Annotated in this window: 13 protein-coding genes and 1 pseudogene; 8 read left to right on the top strand and 6 right to left on the bottom strand. The window is 41.8% G+C overall.

The annotated features are described in order from the left end of the window. Together JMX63_RS14735 and JMX63_RS11570 are read right to left on the bottom strand one after the other, a co-directional pair. A pseudogene (locus JMX63_RS14735) lies at nucleotides 1–69 on the bottom strand (transposase); the annotation flags it as partial. 127 nt (nucleotides 70–196) lie between these two features. After that, nucleotides 197–2,140, bottom strand: coding sequence for an ATP-binding cassette domain-containing protein (locus tag JMX63_RS11570; RefSeq protein ID WP_201572495.1), 1,944 nt, complete (start codon nucleotides 2,138–2,140; stop codon nucleotides 197–199). 231 nt (nucleotides 2,141–2,371) lie between these two features. Between JMX63_RS11570 and JMX63_RS11565 the strand changes: the two genes are divergently transcribed. From JMX63_RS11565 to JMX63_RS11555, 3 genes are all read left to right on the top strand, one after another. Beyond that, on the top strand, nucleotides 2,372–2,629 hold the full coding sequence (locus tag JMX63_RS11565) for a SlyX family protein (RefSeq protein ID WP_201572492.1): 258 nt from the start codon (nucleotides 2,372–2,374) through the stop codon (nucleotides 2,627–2,629). 218 nt (nucleotides 2,630–2,847) lie between these two features. Continuing rightward, nucleotides 2,848–4,347, top strand: a complete 1,500-nt coding sequence (locus JMX63_RS11560; protein ID WP_201572490.1) for an OmpP1/FadL family transporter — start codon at nucleotides 2,848–2,850, stop codon at nucleotides 4,345–4,347. A gap of 308 nt (nucleotides 4,348–4,655) precedes the next feature. After that, nucleotides 4,656–6,011 (top strand): outer membrane protein transport protein, encoded by a 1,356-nt coding sequence (locus tag JMX63_RS11555; protein WP_201572488.1) that lies wholly within the window; start codon nucleotides 4,656–4,658, stop codon nucleotides 6,009–6,011. A gap of 577 nt (nucleotides 6,012–6,588) precedes the next feature. On the opposite strand, the gene putP is transcribed toward JMX63_RS11555, so the two are convergent. Then, entirely contained in the window at nucleotides 6,589–8,088 is a 1,500-nt protein-coding gene (gene putP / locus JMX63_RS11550) for a sodium/proline symporter PutP (protein WP_160020915.1), read from the bottom strand. Nucleotides 8,089–8,545: 457 nt separating this feature from the next. Continuing rightward, the gene (locus JMX63_RS11545) at nucleotides 8,546–9,418 is read right to left on the bottom strand and encodes a LysR family transcriptional regulator (protein WP_201572486.1); all 873 of its coding nucleotides are present in this window, start codon (nucleotides 9,416–9,418) and stop codon (nucleotides 8,546–8,548) included. A 375-nt stretch (nucleotides 9,419–9,793) separates the two neighbouring features. On the opposite strand from JMX63_RS11545, the gene leuC reads away from it, so the two are divergent. The 5 genes from leuC to JMX63_RS11520 all read left to right on the top strand — a co-directional run bounded on the left by leuC (nucleotide 9,794) and on the right by JMX63_RS11520 (nucleotide 15,522). Then, nucleotides 9,794–11,212, top strand: coding sequence for a 3-isopropylmalate dehydratase large subunit (gene leuC / locus JMX63_RS11540; RefSeq protein WP_160020916.1), 1,419 nt, complete (start codon nucleotides 9,794–9,796; stop codon nucleotides 11,210–11,212). A 142-nt stretch (nucleotides 11,213–11,354) separates the two neighbouring features. Next, nucleotides 11,355–12,005, top strand: coding sequence for a 3-isopropylmalate dehydratase small subunit (gene leuD, locus JMX63_RS11535; RefSeq protein ID WP_160020917.1), 651 nt, complete (start codon nucleotides 11,355–11,357; stop codon nucleotides 12,003–12,005). Nucleotides 12,006–12,142: 137 nt separating this feature from the next. Further along, nucleotides 12,143–12,862: a hypothetical protein gene (locus tag JMX63_RS11530; protein ID WP_201572484.1), complete on the top strand. Its 720-nt coding sequence runs from the start codon at nucleotides 12,143–12,145 to the stop codon at nucleotides 12,860–12,862. 63 nt (nucleotides 12,863–12,925) lie between these two features. After that, nucleotides 12,926–14,029 (top strand): 3-isopropylmalate dehydrogenase, encoded by a 1,104-nt coding sequence (leuB, locus tag JMX63_RS11525; RefSeq protein WP_201572482.1) that lies wholly within the window; start codon nucleotides 12,926–12,928, stop codon nucleotides 14,027–14,029. 371 nt (nucleotides 14,030–14,400) lie between these two features. Continuing rightward, nucleotides 14,401–15,522: a L,D-transpeptidase family protein gene (locus JMX63_RS11520; protein WP_201572480.1), complete on the top strand. Its 1,122-nt coding sequence runs from the start codon at nucleotides 14,401–14,403 to the stop codon at nucleotides 15,520–15,522. 260 nt (nucleotides 15,523–15,782) lie between these two features. Here JMX63_RS11520 and infA read toward each other — a convergent pair whose 3' ends face one another. Further along, a complete protein-coding gene (gene infA / locus JMX63_RS11515; RefSeq protein WP_021814850.1) occupies nucleotides 15,783–16,004 on the bottom strand; it encodes a translation initiation factor IF-1 in 222 nt (73 codons plus the stop codon). A gap of 121 nt (nucleotides 16,005–16,125) precedes the next feature. Beyond that, nucleotides 16,126–16,959, bottom strand: coding sequence for a tRNA pseudouridine(38-40) synthase TruA (gene truA / locus JMX63_RS11510; RefSeq protein ID WP_179798790.1), 834 nt, complete (start codon nucleotides 16,957–16,959; stop codon nucleotides 16,126–16,128).

Raw genomic sequence — 16,959 nt, 5'->3', positions numbered from 1 at the left:
GTCATCGAAGCTTTTCATGCTGCTGGCCATTTGCTCAGCCAGTTTCTTGATGTCAGATTGGTTAGTCATTGCTTATTCTCCTGTTAGTGGATTATAAGCAGTTACACAAAGTTTGGGAAACTCTCTGTTTATCGAAATACGCAATGCAAAATACACATGCGATATTCTAATAAACTCAGATAGAGAGTTGCCACTATTAGCCTTCAAGCTCACTCCAACGTTCAAGCTTGTGCATCATCTCATCTTCGATGGTTAAGAGACGCTCACTAGCAGCTGTCGCCGCATCAAAGTCAGTATTGAACCAAGAGCCATCGGCCAGCTTTTCTTGCAATTGAGCTTGTTCAGCTTCGAGTGCAGCGATTTCTTTTGGTAAATTATCCAGTTCGCGTTGATCATTATAATTTAGCTTTTTGGCTGCCTTATTTGGTTTCGCTGCTGCGTCAGGCTTGTTTGTCGCTTTGTTGCTTGCTGCATTGTTGGCAGGTGCTTTTGCAGCACGAGATGCTTCTTCGCGGTTCTTTTGTACGAGGTACTCTTGATAACCACCTACATATTCACTAACAGTGCCTTTGCCATCTTCATCTTCGCCAAACACCCACGTAGAGGTAACGACGTTGTCCATGAATGAGCGATCATGACTGATTAGCAAAATCGTACCACCAAAGCTGGCGACTGACTCTTCTAATAGCTCAAGTGTTGCCATATCCAAATCGTTAGTCGGCTCATCGAGTACCAAAATATTGGCAGGTTTTAATAGTTGTTTGGCAAGTAGTACTCGGTTACGCTCACCACCAGACAAGGCTTTGACAGGTGTACGTGCGCGCTCTGGGGCAAATAAGAAATCTTGCAAGTAGCTCATGATGTGCGTCTTGCGACCGCCAACTTCGACAAAGTCAGAACCTTCCGAAACGTTTTGCGCAACGCTTGCTTCAAGATCTAACTGATCACGCAGCTGATCGAAAAAGGCGATTTTCAGATTAGTACCTAATTCGACACTACCAGACTTAGTGACTTCGTCATCAGACATATCGAGTAGGGCTTTAATAAGCGTAGTTTTACCAGCACCGTTAGGGCCGACAATACCAATCTTATCGCCACGCATAATAGTGGTCGTAAAATCATCTACCAAGACGTTGCCGTCATATTCAAGATGTAAGTTTTTAACTTTACAGACAAGCTTACCGCTTTTCTCGCCTTGACCCATTGTGATGTTTACATTGCCCACTTGCTCACGGCGATCGCTGCGCTCTTCACGTAAGGCCTTTAGTTCACGTACACGGCCTTCGTTACGGGTACGACGGGCTTTGATACCTTGACGAATCCAAACTTCTTCTTGTGCCAGTTTTTTATCAAAGTTGGCATTATTCTTTTCTTCAGCCTGCAACTGTAGCTCTTTTAGCTCTTGATAGCGCGCGTAACCACCTTCACATTGTGTTACGTCATAGCTGGTCAATTGGCCACGGTCAAGCTCAATAATGCGAGTCGATAGCTTATTTACGAATGCTCTATCATGAGTCACGAACAACAACGTCAAGCCTTGCCAATCAAGCAAAAAGCGTTCTAACCATTCGATACTTTCAACATCCAAATGGTTGGTTGGCTCATCTAATAGTAGTACATCAGGCTTAGTAACTAGCGCACGAGCAAGTAACACGCGGCGTTTACGACCACCAGATAGAGATGATAAGTCATCTTCTGGATTAAGGCCCATGGTCGTAATCAGACGCATGGCATCGCGTTCTAAGTCCCAACCATGTACCGCATCGATATCATGTTGTAGGGTCGCCATGTGCTCACAGGCATCCATATCGCCATTCGCACACATATCGACTTGCTTATTATAGTTAATGAGCAAATCAGCCGTACGACGACTACCGCCCATAACGATGTCTAATATGCGACCGCTGGTCTCAGGAACATCTTGCTCTAGCATCGCTACACGCATGCTACTGTTGGTAATAATCTCGCCACTGTCAGGCTGCAATGAGCCATTGATCAGTTTAAACAAAGTAGATTTACCTTCGCCGTTGCGGCCAATCAAGCACACACGCTCGCCTGTATTGATAGAAAAATCAATACCATCAAGAACAGGCGCGACGCCAAAGGCTAAGTGAATGTCTTTTAAATGAATCAGTGCCATAGAGTATCTTAAGCTTATATAATAGTGAGGTAGGGGTTGTTGCAAAATTGCCTGCAGTATAACATGCCACCGCGTCACTGTAGTGCGAGTAAATAGTTTTATCAGTACTATTTATTGCTTTTACTAACTGCTCCTATTCCATGACTATGTTTGTAGATTTATCACTAATCTACAGTACCTCTCAACAATTCATTCTTTCAATTTAATACTTACTATAATTTAGAGAAAAATATGAACCAACCTAAAACTACAGATAATACTTCTGATATTCAAAATGATTTGCAAGCCCAAGTAATCGATTTGCAAATGAGCCTCGCGCATCTTGAAGTGACCGTCGAACGACTGGATGACGTAATCACGCGACAAGACAGAGATATTCATACGCTGCAACGTCAATTACAGCTGATTTATAAACAGATTGAAGGTCAAGATACGGAAAGCGGTATTGCACCATTTGATGTAATGGCAGACAGACCGCCACATTATTAATGAGTAGAATTTGGAAAGAAAGCATCTAATAGCGGAAGATATATACGTATTTTTATATATAGATACTGTCTGATGACTATGTGGTCATAACATAGAAATAATGTGTTTTTGTAGTTGTTTTAGTGTTAAAAAGTCTTTACTATCTTCCACCTCGGATGCTGATTGCCTATTAAAACTAGGTAAAACAGTAAAACAATGCGGATGTTTGGAGATATAAAATGCGCCACACCTTTCATTTAAAAACTCTTGCAGTAGCTGTTGCTACTCTTTCTGTTGCTAGCGTCGCTAGTGCTGCTGGCCTTGATCGCTCAGGCCAAGATATCACCGCATTCCTACAAGACGGCACGTATGCAGAAGCTGTCTACACTTATATCGATGCTGATGTTACTGGTAAAGATACCTCAGGTAATAAAATTGATGACATCGCAGAGTCTTATGACTTTTTCCGTTATGGCGTAAAAACAGATATCAACGATACATTCAGTGTTGGTATTTTATATGATGAGCCTTTTGGTGCAGCAGCCGATTACACTGGAAATAATAACTTTGTAGGCGCACCAACTGATGCTGTTAATAATATTATTGCATCGCGTCTAGGTGGGTTAGGCGTTAATAATGTAGAAGAGTTGAAAGGTTTAGTTGAAGGTACTCAAAACCAGTTAACTGCTGCTGAAACTCGTTTAAATGCAGTTAGAGAGCAAGTAAGACAAGCTCAAGCAGCTGTTAATCAAAACCCTGCACTTGAGCCTGCACTGCGTCCACAGATTAATGCTGGTTTAGCAGGTATCGCCGCTGGCGAAACGCAGCTAGCAGCAGGTCAAGCACAGTTAAATCAACTTGAGAAATTAGAAGGTTTTGCGGATGGTCGCCTTGCGAATGATGAAGGCACAAATGTTGAAGTCCGTAGCGAAAGCATCACAGGTATCCTAGGTGCTAAGTTTGGTCAAAACAAAGAATTCCAAGTGTACGGTGGTCCTGTTGTGCAGCGTATCAAAGCTGATGTAAGTCTTCGTGGTAGTGCCTATAGTGCTGCTACAGGCTATACCGCTCATATTAGTCCTGATACCGACTATGGCTATATCGCTGGTATATCTTATAGTAAACCTGAAATTGCTCTAAAGGCGGCTTTGACCTATCGTTCTGAAATTGACCACAGCTCAAATATCGATGAGATATATCCAGTAGTAGCAGCTTTAGGTGGTGAAGCGAATCAAGGTAATACGCTAGATATTACTACACCTAAATCAGTTAACTTCGATTTCCAAACTGGTATTAACCCTACAACCTTAGCGACTGCCAAAGTACGCTGGGTACCATGGAGTGATTTTGCAATCGTTCCACCACTTTATAATGAAGTAAGCAAGCAAGCAACTAATGATGATAAAGGTTTATCTTTAGTCAGCTATGACGATGACCAATGGCAAGTAGAGTTAGGTCTGGCTAAACGCTTAGCGCCAGCATTGGCAGTAAGTGGTACTGTCGGTTGGGATAGTGGTGCTGGTAACCCTGTAACTTCATTGGGTCCTATCGAAGGCTATTATAGTGCTGGCCTTGGCGCAAAATATAATGTTACCGAGAACTGGGCAATATCTGCTGGCGGTAAATACTTATGGTTCGGTGATGCCAAAGGTCAAATCCCAACTAAGACGATTGTTAGTGATTTCGAAAGTAACGATGGTTTTGTATTGGGTGTAAAGGTATCTTACCAAGCTCAGTAAATCACAAATAAATTATGTGATGCTGTTTGTTATTAATATTAAAAGCGATCCTTTAAGGGTCGCTTTTTTATTATGTATTTTTAAAAATCACATTAAAGACAAAAAGTAAACCACAGCATTTTATTTATATCTTATATGTACTGTTCAGTCATAATTGAGAAATAAAGCACTTTAAATGTTGTTTTAGTGTCAAAAAGACATTAGTATTCAACTTAGGACAAGACTTTAGTAATATCAATATCGAGCATAGCAATGCTACATAATGGTTATTAAAGTATTAATACAACAAGGACCGTTGGAGATACACAATGCGCACTACCTTTCATTTGAAAACCCTCGCAGTAGCTATTGCTACTCTCTCTGTTGCTAGCGTAACCAACGCTGCTGGTCTTGATCGCTCAGGTCAAGATGTCACTGCCTTTTTTCAAGATGGCACTTACGCTGAAGCGGTCTATACTTATATTGACGCTGATGTAAGCGGCTACGATAGTGCGAATGTCAACCCTGGCCAAAATGACTATGAGCGCGGCAATAAAACGGGCGACATTGCTGAATCTTATGACTTCTTCCGCTATGGCGTAAAAACTGATATCAACGACACGTTCAGTGTGGGTGTACTATATGATGAGCCTTTTGGTGCTGCTGCTGAATACACGCAAAGTAATTTTGTGGCAAGTGAAGACAGGAATGCTTCAGGAGGGGCTTTGGTAGGTGATGGTGTAGACCCACAGACTGCAGGTGCCATAGCACTAGCCGAAGCAAGTACTGCAGGTGAAAATACCAATGTAGAAGTTCGTAGCCAAAGCCTAACGGGTATCCTTGGTATGAAGTTCGGCGCGAATAAAAACTTCCAAATTTATGGTGGTCCAGTTGCTCAGCGTATCCAATCTGAAACCAAGCTGCGTGGCTTAGCTTATGGGCCTGCTAGTGGTTATACCTCAAACAGCAATCCTGATATGGATTACGGTTATATAGCAGGTATTGCCTATAGCAAGCCTGAAATTGCTCTAAAAGCAGCGTTGACTTATCGTTCTGAGATTGACCATGATATAGATATCTCTGAGAATTATCCTATAGCAGGTATTTTGGCTCAAGGAGCTGCTTTGCAGCAAGGAGCGACTCCAGCACAGGCAGCGGCTATAGGGGCTGCGGCTGCTAACCGGAACAGTAATTATGAGATTACAACCCCTAAATCAGTCAACTTTGATTTCCAAACAGGTATCAATCCGACTACTTTAGCAACGGCAAAAGTCCGTTGGGTACCATGGAGCGATTTTGCCATCACACCACCATTATATAATGACGTTAGTAAACGTAATTACGGCCCTGATGGTTTGGACTTGGTCGAGTATGATGATGACCAATGGCAGGTGGAGCTAGGCTTAGCGAAACGTGTTGCACCAGCACTTGCTATTAGCGGTACCGTTGGTTGGGACAGTGGCGCTGGTAATCCAACGACCTCGCTAGGTCCAGTCGAAGGCTACTATAGTGTCGGTCTAGGCGCAAAGTATAACGTAACTGAGAACTGGGCAGTGTCTGCCGGCGGCAAATACTTATGGTTCGGTGATGCAAAAGGTCAGTTACCTAGTGATAAAATCGTTGGCGATTTCCAAGACAATGACGGCTTTATCGCTGGTGTGAAGCTATCTTATCAAGCGAGATAATTTGACTTTATAATAGCAACCTAACAAAGAGCGACCTATCATAGGTCGCTTTTTTATGGGCTTTCTATTACCTATTTGACTGTAAGTTCTCAAATATAGATAGAACAGCAAATATAATCTTTATAGTATTAATTCATATAGCACGACTACATTTTATTTGCCTAGTTTAGCTTAGTGTCCATATACAGCAAATACCCTTGCATTTAAGAACCTATACGCACTCGTACCTTACCGAATGAGTTGTTAATAACGTAGCATACTTGAGGTACACAAGGAAAAGATCTAAATAGATAATCAAATGTGATATTAAGAAAAGAAGTATTGTTGATAAAGGCTTACTTCGTAAAAGTGAGCAGCAGTTGGAATGCCAAATAGGCTAGGATAAGCTGGCTTAGTATATCCATCACAGAGCTATTAGATACTACTATCGCTGTCCATACTCTAGTCTTACTTGCCATAAGTTCTCTTGGTTTGATACTGTAGTAGATTGCATATACTAAATCGTTACTCATAAAAAAAACCTCGCCAATAATGACGAGGTTTTTTTATAGCAATAATCTTAAGACATTACGTAAACTTATTTGTTCAAGTTTAGCTCCATCTCTTTGTACTTAGCAGAAACTGAAGGTCTTGGGCCACCAGTCATGATACTAACGGCAAAGATAGCGATAGTACTTAAGATAAAGCCTGGAACGATAGCATATAACCAGCTATTTAGTGCCATACCATCAACTTGGAAAGGACCATAAATCCATAGGATAACAGTCAATGCACCAACAACCATACCAGCAACAGCACCGTTACGGTTCATACCACGCCATGTTAAGCTAAAGATAACCAATGGACCAAACGCAGCACCAAATCCTGCCCATGCGTTAGAAACTAGGTTCAATACTGAGCTATCTGGGTTAGACGCTAGCATAATGGCAACGATAGCAACGATGATAACTGAGATACGACCAACCAATACTTGGCGAGCTTCTGGGGCATCTTTATCAAAGAACAATTTGTATACATCTTTAGTTAGAGAGCTTGATACAACCAATAGCTGTGATGAGATAGTACTCATAATTGCCGCTAAAATAGCTGCTAATAGGAAACCTGAAACCAATGGATGGAACAAGAACTGAGTAAATACTAAGAAGATAGTCTCAGGATCGTCCAGCGTCATGGCAGTTTTTTGTACGTAGGCACGACCAGCAAAACCAGTCATTAGTGAACCAATAAGACTCACAACCATCCAGCTCATACCGATATTACGTGCAGTCGGTACATCTCTCACTGAACGAATCGCCATAAAACGTACGATAATATGCGGCTGGCCAAAGTAACCTAAGCCCCATGCCATGAGTGAGATAATACCGATGACACTCATACCGCTAGTAACGTCCAAAAGGGTCGGATCGATATTTCTCACCGCTTCTGTCGTAGCTGAAATACCACCAAGATCAGTAAAGGCAACGACAGGTACGATTACCATGGCAAACAGCATGATGACGCCCTGTACGAAATCGGTCATAGATACCGCTAAGAAACCACCGAATAGCGTATAAGCCACAACCACACCAGCGGTAACCCATAGGCCAGTACTATACGATAGGTTAAGTGAGCTTTCGAAGAGTTTACCACCACCTACAAGACTTGCAGCGGTATAGACGGTAAAGAATAGAATAATGACCACTGCTGAGATGACGCGTAGCATGTGCGACTTGTCTTCAAAGCGGTTGGCGAAATAATCTGGTAGGGTGATAGCGTTGTCAGCCACTTCGGTATAAACACGAAGGCGAGGTGCTACGATGAGATAGTTTAACAATGCACCTAATGTCAAACCAAGCGCGATCCAAATACTGACCACACCATCGGCAAACATATAACCAGGTAAGCCAAGTAGTAACCAACCTGACATATCTGATGCACCTGCAGAAAGTGCGGTTACTGCTGGGCCTAAGTTACGACCCCCTAACATATAGCCTTCAGTATCATTGGCTTGCTTAAAATAAGCGTAAACACCAATCCCAATCATCACTAAGAAATAGGCGCCGAGTGATATCAGCACGCCACTAGAAACTCCGTTCATATAAATTGTCCTTAACCAACATGGTTGGCTGTAATTATTTTTTAACTATAAAAGTTCTGTCCTACAAGGCGATGTCCAAAACAATATTTAAAGACAAAAAAAGCCATTAATTGAGACATAATGGCTTTTTTCAGTATCTTCTGTAGTTTTATATGATTGATGTTGTTCTATGGCTAGCACTCATATAGAGATAGAGAACAACGGGAACATCGCATTCCACTTATCTATTGTTATTGCTCGCATCTGCTATTTATATATGAGTATTAGCAACCTACATCATCAATCTAAACCATTAAACCTACTGTTAACCATCATATCTTACTAGAAGTATTCAATATATGACTATCAGTGTCCTTGTGGTAAATTTTTGTTATAAAAGCAACGTCAAGCGTATTATAACGCATGAGAGTCACAAATGCGAATAGCTTAATTCTTAGACTGTTATAGTGAGCTCTTTTTATTCAATAGGCGCAAGTAAGTCTAGTAGGGCGGTCACGCTGCTAGATTGAGTTAATTTTGGATTGATGACCACACCTAAATAGCGTTGTAATTCAATATTGTCAGCCATATTGATACGTTCCAAATCTTGACTGACCATCGTTTGTGGTAGTACTGACCAACCAAGACCAACAGATACCAGCATACGGATAGACTCAAGAGGGTTGGTGCTCATCGTGGCATAAGGCTTCAGATTGTGCTTGGCAAACTCAGCCAAGGTAATTTGACTGGTAAAGGTATTGGCAGAAGGCAAAATGGCAGGGTAGCGCGCTAACTGCTCCAACGTCACATTAGATTTAGTAGCCAAAGGTGATAGCGTACCCGTCATAAAATAAAGAGGGTCTGACCAGAGCGTGTGATAAGTTAAGCGTTTATCGTAGACAGGTGGAAGCGTAACAAAGGCCAAAGACAAATCACCATCTAGTACTGCTTTATGAGCTTTTTCAGAATCTACGAAGTGTACTTCTAACTGAACAGCTGGATAAGCTTGAATGAAGTGTTTAAGGACAGGTGCTAAATGATGTAGGCCAATATGATGGCTAGTACCAATGACTAACTTGCCAGAGACGATGTGCTGAGAATGCTGTAAGTTGATTTTAAAGTTTTCATAGTCTTCTAGCCAACGTTTGGCATGAGGTAGCATTTCACTAGCAGCTTGAGTAGGTACAATTCCACGTCCTACCGTATCAAACAAGGTAATGTTAAACTCGTCTTCTAAGTTTTTGATACGTTTACTGACAGCAGGCTGCGTGATAAACAGCTTTTCTGCGGCGCCTGAGATACTGCCAGTGTGCATAACGGTAACGAATGTCGTCAAGTTTGTGGTGTTCAAACGAATGTCCTTAGCTACTTTACGAGCTATAAATAAAAGTTGGCTGACCCAATCACAACGTATTAGAAATAAAAGTTTGCGTCTGGTTAAAAATCATCAATTATTATTATAGGATTTGCCTGCTATAATCACAAGACATCGAGGCGTATTGTGACATATTTATTCTAAAAAATTGGCTATTTGCCATTTAAAACGTATTTTAAGCGTTAATTTTAGTCATATGTTGGGTCTCATAAAGAAATAATATTTAAATCTTAGATACGACAGTAATTATTAAACATTGTAGATAGACATAGCATTTACATAGAATCTTAGCTTGGCAATATGCAAGTAAGTAAAAAATTAAGTAATTAGTAAACTACAAAGGATAGCAACATGGCTGGTCAAACGTTATATGACAAACTTTGGAACGCTCACGAAGTCACCAAGCGCGACGATGGTTCGAGCCTGATTTATATCGACCGCCATCTGTTGCACGAAGTGACGAGTCCACAAGCATTTGAAGGGTTAGAATTAGCAAACAGAGCGCCATGGCGTCTATCGGCTAACATTGCTAGTCCAGATCACAATGTGCCGACCGTCACAAAAGAGCGCTTAGAAGGAGTACCGGGGATTAAAGACAAAGTATCACGCTTGCAGGTTGTCACGTTGGACGATAACTGCACCAAGTTTGATATTGCTGAATTTACTATAAATGATGCGCGTCAGGGAATTTTGCACGTGGTCGGTCCAGAGCAAGGTTTGGTCTTGCCGGGTATGACGGTTGTTTGCGGTGATTCGCATACAGCGACCCACGGAGCACTTGGTTGCTTGGCTCACGGTATCGGAACCTCCGAAGTTGAGCATGTATTGGCAACGCAGTGTTTGATTCAAAAGAAATCAAAAAATATGCAGATCCGTGTCACTGGTCAACTTGGTGCTGGTGTCACTTCAAAAGATGTGGTGTTAGCTATTATTGCAAAAATCGGTACAGCAGGTGGAACAGGACACGCGATTGAATTTGCAGGTCAAGTGTTCGAAGACATGAGTATGGAAGGTCGCATGACCGTCTGTAACATGGCGATTGAAGCAGGCGCGCGTGTCGGTATGGTTGCGGTCGATGAAACGACGATTGACTATGTTAAAGGTCGTCCATATGCGCCAAGCGAAGCACAATGGGAACAAGCGGAAGCCTACTGGCGTACACTATATTCAGACGATGACGCGGTATTTGATACTGTAGTGGAAATCGACGGTAGTCAGATCGCACCGCAAGTATCTTGGGGTACATCGCCTGAGATGGTGGTAGATATCACGCAATCTGTACCGACACCAGATCAAGCCATTGATGAAGCTCAAGAAGAAGGCTGGTTACGCGCTTATACTTATATGGGGCTAGAAGCTGGTCAGAAAATTACGGATATTCAACTTGACCGTATATTTATTGGTTCATGTACCAATTCACGTATCGAAGATTTACGTGATGCGGCAGCGGTAATCAAAGGTCGCAAAGTTGCTGATAACGTAAAGGAAGCGATCGTTGTTGCAGGCTCTGGACAAGTGAAACTGCAAGCAGAAGCAGAAGGCTTAGATGCCTTGTTTACCGCAGCTGGTTTTGAATGGCGTGAGCCGGGCTGCTCAATGTGTCTTGCGATGAATGCAGACAAGCTTGAGCCGCAAGAGCACTGTGCCTCAACGTCTAATCGTAATTTTGAAGGTCGTCAGGGTAATGGTGGTCGTACGCATTTGGTAAGCCCAGCAATGGCAGCTGCAGCAGCATTGGCAGGTCATTTTGTAGACGTTCGTACGTTTTAAGTCTGATAATAAGTAACTGATATTATGCTTATATCAACGATAAATATATGAGCATGACGTCAAAGATGGTAAAAAATTATTTACTGTTCAATACGCTTATCAAGATCATCAGCCAGCAAAAATATAATTGATAGGAAATTTTATGCAAGCTTATAACACCCAAACAGGTATCGTTTGCCCGTTAGATCGCGCAAACGTCGATACCGACCAAATTATCGCAAAACAGTTTTTAAAGTCTATTAAACGTACAGGTTTTGGCGTAAATCTATTTGACGATTGGCGCTATCTTGACGAAGGCTATCCTGGTCAAGACAACAGCACACGAGTCATCAATCCAGATTTTGTATTAAACAAACCACGTTATCAAGGTGCTACTATCTTACTAGCACGTAGAAACTTTGGTTGTGGCTCTAGTCGTGAGCATGCACCTTGGGCACTTTCAGAGTATGGTTTCCGTACGGTAATTGCGCCTAGTTTTGCAGATATTTTTTACAATAACTGTTTCAAAAATGGCATGTTGCCGATTGTGTTGGATGAAGCGATTGTCGATACGTTAATGAAGGCGACTTTTGATAACGAAGGCTATGAATTGACTGCAGATCTTGAGCGTCAAGTCGTTATCACACCAACTGGTGAAGAGTATGCCTTTGAAGTGGATGCCTTTCGCAAACATTGCTTGTTAAACGGATTGGATGACATTGGTTTAACCTTACAACAAAGTGATGCTATCAAAAATTATGAGCAACAAATGATGCAAAAAACACCGTGGATATTTAACGACGTAAGAGCGTAGAGGGTCATTCTATAATCTACTGCTTATAAAACTGCGAGTAGTCGCAACGCAGCGTTGAGTTATGGCGGTGAACTGTCTAAAATGAAGAATAGTTTTTCACTACATTTTATTATCTCTCTTGAATAGTAGCCGCCATTATGAATACAAAACGTTATGCTCTATGGACAAGTACAATCGTTGCTGCAAGCTTATTATTGTCAGGCTGTCAGCTATTGACAGGCTATCAAAAAATAGATGAAGCAGAGAGTGCTGAAGCATGGGTGGGTAAAATTAAACCTATTGCTGGTGAAGTAAATATTGCATGTGTGGGTACATATCATTGCGAAATTGTGCAGATAGATAAAACACTCATTATCGCGCCCAACAGTCACGAGCCAATCAATCCTCAGGTTATGACAACCTTACCACGTCAAGAAGGTATGGCAAAAACCTCGATGAATATGGATATGACGCCACTCGTCAATAAAAATGCCATAAAGGTGGTGCCGTTAGCGCCTTCGAGTATGCCAGGATTGATTAACTACTATGCACGAGTCATGCCTGCAAAACACGAGGTCCATGTTAATTTTTATCCAGAAAACAACATGGGCTATGTTGAGCGTTTTGCGATGATTCATGATTTCACTGAAGCAGGTACTTATCAGTTGCGCGCTTATCAAAAAAAGAACACCGAAAAATCAGGCAGTCTATTAGACACAGCATCACCTGAGCCTTTATGTATTGAGCTATTGCAAGGTACTAAAGTACAGCGCCGATTCTGTAAGCAACTAGACGCTGAGCATCAAGGCGAGTTTGTAGAGACGGGTATGGCTAAAGCAGTAACATCAGCACCTAAAGCCAAAAAAATGGCAGCATAAAATATGAGTATGAAAAGCTCGACAATATAACCAACCAATAAAAATATTTCCAAAAGGATCAGTATGGCAACGATTTTAACATTAGCGGGTGATGGTATTGGCCCTGAAATTATGACCCAAGCCATTGACGTGCTCAAGGCTGTCAATGATAAGTTCTCACTTGATTTAACGCTTGAGTCTGGATTGATTGGCGGTGTGGCTATTGATGCAACTGGTGAGCCTTTGCCAGATGAGACATTGGCTCGTGCTCGCGCCGCAGATGCCGTATTGCTAGGTGCGGTCGGTGGTCCTAAATGGGATGCGATCGAGCGTAGTAAACGCCCTGAGCGCGGTCTATTAAAAATCCGCGGTGAGCTTGGTTTATTTGCCAACCTACGCGTAGCCAAGCTCTATCCACAGTTGGCTAATGCCTCAAGTATCAAGCCTGAAATTATCTCAGGTCTAGATCTATTGATCGTTCGTGAGCTGACAGGCGGTATCTATTTTGGCGAGCCTCGTGGTATTCGCACACTAGAAAACGGTGAGCAGCAAGGCTATAACACGATGGTGTATAGTACAAGTGAGATTCAGCGTATTGGTAAAGTTGCTTTTGAATTAGCAAAAACGCGTGCACAAGCAGCAGGCACAGCAGCTAAGGTATGTTCAGTTGATAAAGCCAATGTATTGGAAGTCACCGAGCTGTGGAAACAGACGATGATCGAGATGCAGCAAGCTGACTATAGTGATGTGGCGTTATCACATATGTATGCTGACAATGCTTGCATGCAGTTGATTAAAGATCCTAAACAATTCGATGTCATGGTGACGGGAAACATGTTTGGCGATATCCTATCTGATGAAGCTGCAATGTTGACAGGCTCTATCGGTATGTTGCCATCAGCGAGCTTAGATGAGTCAGGTAAGGGCATGTATGAGCCGTGTCATGGCTCAGCGCCTGATATCGCAGGACAAGATAAAGCCAACCCATTAGCGACTATCTTGTCTGTTGCTATGATGCTGCGTTACACCTTCAAGCAAGAAGAAGCGGCACAAGCAATTGAACAGGCAGTCAGTGATGTGCTTGATGATGGTTTACGTACGCTAGATATCTTAGATAGTAGTGAAGCTGGACTTAAGCAGGTAGGCTGTAAAGAAATGGGTCAAGCGGTTTTGGCCAAACTAATATAAGTTAACTTGCGTTTAAGGGCTATTCCTATATAGCATTTTCCACAGTCTTATTTTGCGTGTTATATACCCATAAGCTACCAAGTGGCTTATGGTTTTTTTATTGTTTATCTGTTAGCAAAGCTTATCTATAAGCATTGTATTAACAGAGACGCTGTACAACAAAGCTCCTTTTAACACAAAGCTGTTATATGCTCACAAGGTAATATGACAATATTAGTAGCTTATAAAGGAGCTAAAATATTTCGCTTTTAGCAAAAGTAAAATATCCAAAAACTAGATGCCAAAGGCAAGTTCTAAAATCTAAAAAACTGTAGTATTTGAAAACTGAAAACTGAAAATGAAAATAGAATTTCTTAAATGAGGAGTGTTACATGTATCAATTAACAAGAATCAGTAAAGCATTAACAGTGGTTAGTCTCTCTAGCTTGCTACTGATGGGACAAAGCATTGCAGCAGAGACAACGGATAGTGTGAACGCAAATAATAGCGTCAAGGCTCCGGCAGAAGTCAGTCCGGTGACTAATGGCGTAAGTCAAAAATTAACAGGAGATAGTAAAGCTGCGACTTCATTGAATAAGCTACTGCCTACTATTAAATACACAACCGAGAACCTATCTGACAATTCAAAAAAAGTAAACAATGTCACTTGGACGGCAGATGCAGAGATCGATCGTAATATAGGAACCAAGCTGCAGGCTCTATTGAACTGGCATCATAACGGAGTAGGGCCTGTTGATGGCTACTGGGGCAAAAATACTCGCAAAGCCATGCAAGCGTTTCAAAAAGCAAATGGTTTAGATATAACCGATACGCTAAATGCTGAAACGTGGCAAGCACTGACCAAAAATGAGAAGCTTACGACTCAACCAGTATTAGTCAGTTATCAGCTCACTGAAGCAGATGTGAATGTTAAAACTATAACCATACCTGCTGACTCTGTTGCCAAATCCAAGCTTGAAGGGATGTACTACGAAAGTCTTACTGAAGCGTTGGCAGAGAAGTTTCATATTAGTGAGAAATACTTAAAATCGCTTAATCCTGATGCCAGTTTTACTGCTGGTGAAATCATCACGGTATACAACCCTGGTAATCCTAATACCAAGCCGGTGCATCGCGTTGTCGCTGATAAGGCCACTGAAACACTCTACGCATATGATGAGAGCAACAATTTGATTGCTAGCTATCCGACGACAGTGGGCAGTACAGCGACACCATCACCAACAGGTACGCATACTGTCAAGGTAAAGGTGCACGAGCCCAACTATACTTATACGGCCAATGACGGCAGCAAGTCTATCATTCCACCAGGTCCTAACAATCCAGTTGGTTCGGTATGGATTGGACTTAGCAAACCTACTTATGGCATTCATGGATCGCCAGATCCTGCTCGTATCAGTCGTCAGGCATCAGCAGGTTGTGTGCGTTTGACCAACTGGGATGCGCTTAGTTTGCTCGGAGTTATAAAAAACGGCGCGACTGTCGAATTTAGTTAAATACGATAATACTAAGTCATAAAAAACGGACAAAAAAATACCGCTAAAATCTAGCGGTATTTTTTGTGGTAAGTAGAAACAGTCAATACTAAATAACTAAAATATTGATAGGCAATAATGAGCAGATTAGCATTTTCATTATTATTATCAGTTTCACTACCCAAGCGTCATATCAGCTATCAGCGATAACGTAGCTATTCGGCTATTGGCTGTATCTTACCAATGCTAATACTTTCATAACCATATTGGTCAGTCAGTATTTAGTTTTTACCACGGTAGGTGATACGGCCTTTAGATAGGTCATAAGGCGTCATTTCAACTTTAACCTTATCACCTGTCAAGATACGAATATAATGCTTACGCATCTTACCAGAGATATGCGCAATGATTTCGTGCCCGTTTTCTAAACGAACTTTGAACAAAGTATTAGGAAGGGTATCAATGACTTCGCCTTCAAATTCAATAATATCGTCTTTTGCCATAATTTGTATCAATCAATTAAAAAATAAGCCCATATTATACGTAAGTTAGCGGATTAAAGCAATACGAACCTGCTTTTGACTTGACAGCATGTAAGTGATATGTATGCCAAATGATATTGATTTAGTTAGGTAGATTTAACCAGACAGGTGTTAGTGGCGCATTTGGCAATAAGCTTTGAAAGCGTTCAGGATAATAGGCATTGATAAAATACAATCCATCACCTGAAGCGGTGGGCGGTGCAATCGTTCGATCTTTTTTATGTAGAATATTTAAGAAATCTGCTGGCTCTAGCTCATGTCTACCAATGGCATACAATGTACCCATCAAATTGCGAACCATATGATGTAAAAACCCATCTGCTTGTATATCAAAAACGATAAATTGACCATGAGCAAAAAGGTTTGCATGGCTAATCGTACGCACTGGTTGATTGGATTGACAAGCAGCAGCACGGTAACTGCTAAAATCGTGTGTACCGACGATATCAGCTGCTGCTTGCTGCATGGCTTTCAAATCAAGCGGCTCATAGATATGAGTTACTTGATGATTTAGTATGGCAGGGCGCTGTGCTTGGTTGAGCGTAATATAACGATAGCGACGAGCAATAGCACCAAAACGCGCATGAAAGTCAACTGGCATGGGTTGTATCCAGCGTAAAGCAATATCATCAGGGAGTAGGCTGTTCACACCGCGTAACCAGTTATGAGTAGGGCGATACGCATGAGTTGTAAAATGGGCAATCATATTACTCGCATGGACGCTGGCATCAGTACGCCCAGCTGCGATGACTTCTACAGGCTCGTTAGCCACTTTGCCGATAGCTGTCTCTAGGGCTTCTTGTACACCCAAAACCTCTCGTTGCCGTTGCCAGCCATGATAATGAGTTCCTAAGAACTCAATAGCAATCGCTAAAGTGTAGGTTGGTTCAGTTTCGATAATTTCAGTCTCAGACAT

The sequence above is a fragment of the Psychrobacter nivimaris genome, from assembly GCF_904846365.1.
GTDB classification, from domain to species: Bacteria; Pseudomonadota; Gammaproteobacteria; order Pseudomonadales; family Moraxellaceae; genus Psychrobacter; species Psychrobacter nivimaris_B.
The sequence above is the reverse complement of the archived record's forward strand: the minus strand, read 5'-3'. Positions and strand labels throughout refer to the sequence as shown.

Coding starts and splice junctions, on each gene's coding strand:
- JMX63_RS11570 (WP_201572495.1), bottom strand. CDS start 2,140: ATGGCACTGATTCATTTAAAAGACATTCACTTAGCCTTTGGCGTCGCG.
- JMX63_RS11565 (WP_201572492.1), top strand. CDS start 2,372: ATGAACCAACCTAAAACTACAGATAATACTTCTGATATTCAAAATGAT.
- JMX63_RS11560 (WP_201572490.1), top strand. CDS start 2,848: ATGCGCCACACCTTTCATTTAAAAACTCTTGCAGTAGCTGTTGCTACT.
- JMX63_RS11555 (WP_201572488.1), top strand. CDS start 4,656: ATGCGCACTACCTTTCATTTGAAAACCCTCGCAGTAGCTATTGCTACT.
- putP (WP_160020915.1), bottom strand. CDS start 8,088: ATGAACGGAGTTTCTAGTGGCGTGCTGATATCACTCGGCGCCTATTTC.
- leuC (WP_160020916.1), top strand. CDS start 9,794: ATGGCTGGTCAAACGTTATATGACAAACTTTGGAACGCTCACGAAGTC.
- leuD (WP_160020917.1), top strand. CDS start 11,355: ATGCAAGCTTATAACACCCAAACAGGTATCGTTTGCCCGTTAGATCGC.
- JMX63_RS11530 (WP_201572484.1), top strand. CDS start 12,143: ATGAATACAAAACGTTATGCTCTATGGACAAGTACAATCGTTGCTGCA.
- leuB (WP_201572482.1), top strand. CDS start 12,926: ATGGCAACGATTTTAACATTAGCGGGTGATGGTATTGGCCCTGAAATT.
- JMX63_RS11520 (WP_201572480.1), top strand. CDS start 14,401: ATGTATCAATTAACAAGAATCAGTAAAGCATTAACAGTGGTTAGTCTC.
- infA (WP_021814850.1), bottom strand. CDS start 16,004: ATGGCAAAAGACGATATTATTGAATTTGAAGGCGAAGTCATTGATACC.
- truA (WP_179798790.1), bottom strand. CDS start 16,959: ATGTCTGAGACTGAAATTATCGAAACTGAACCAACCTACACTTTAGCG.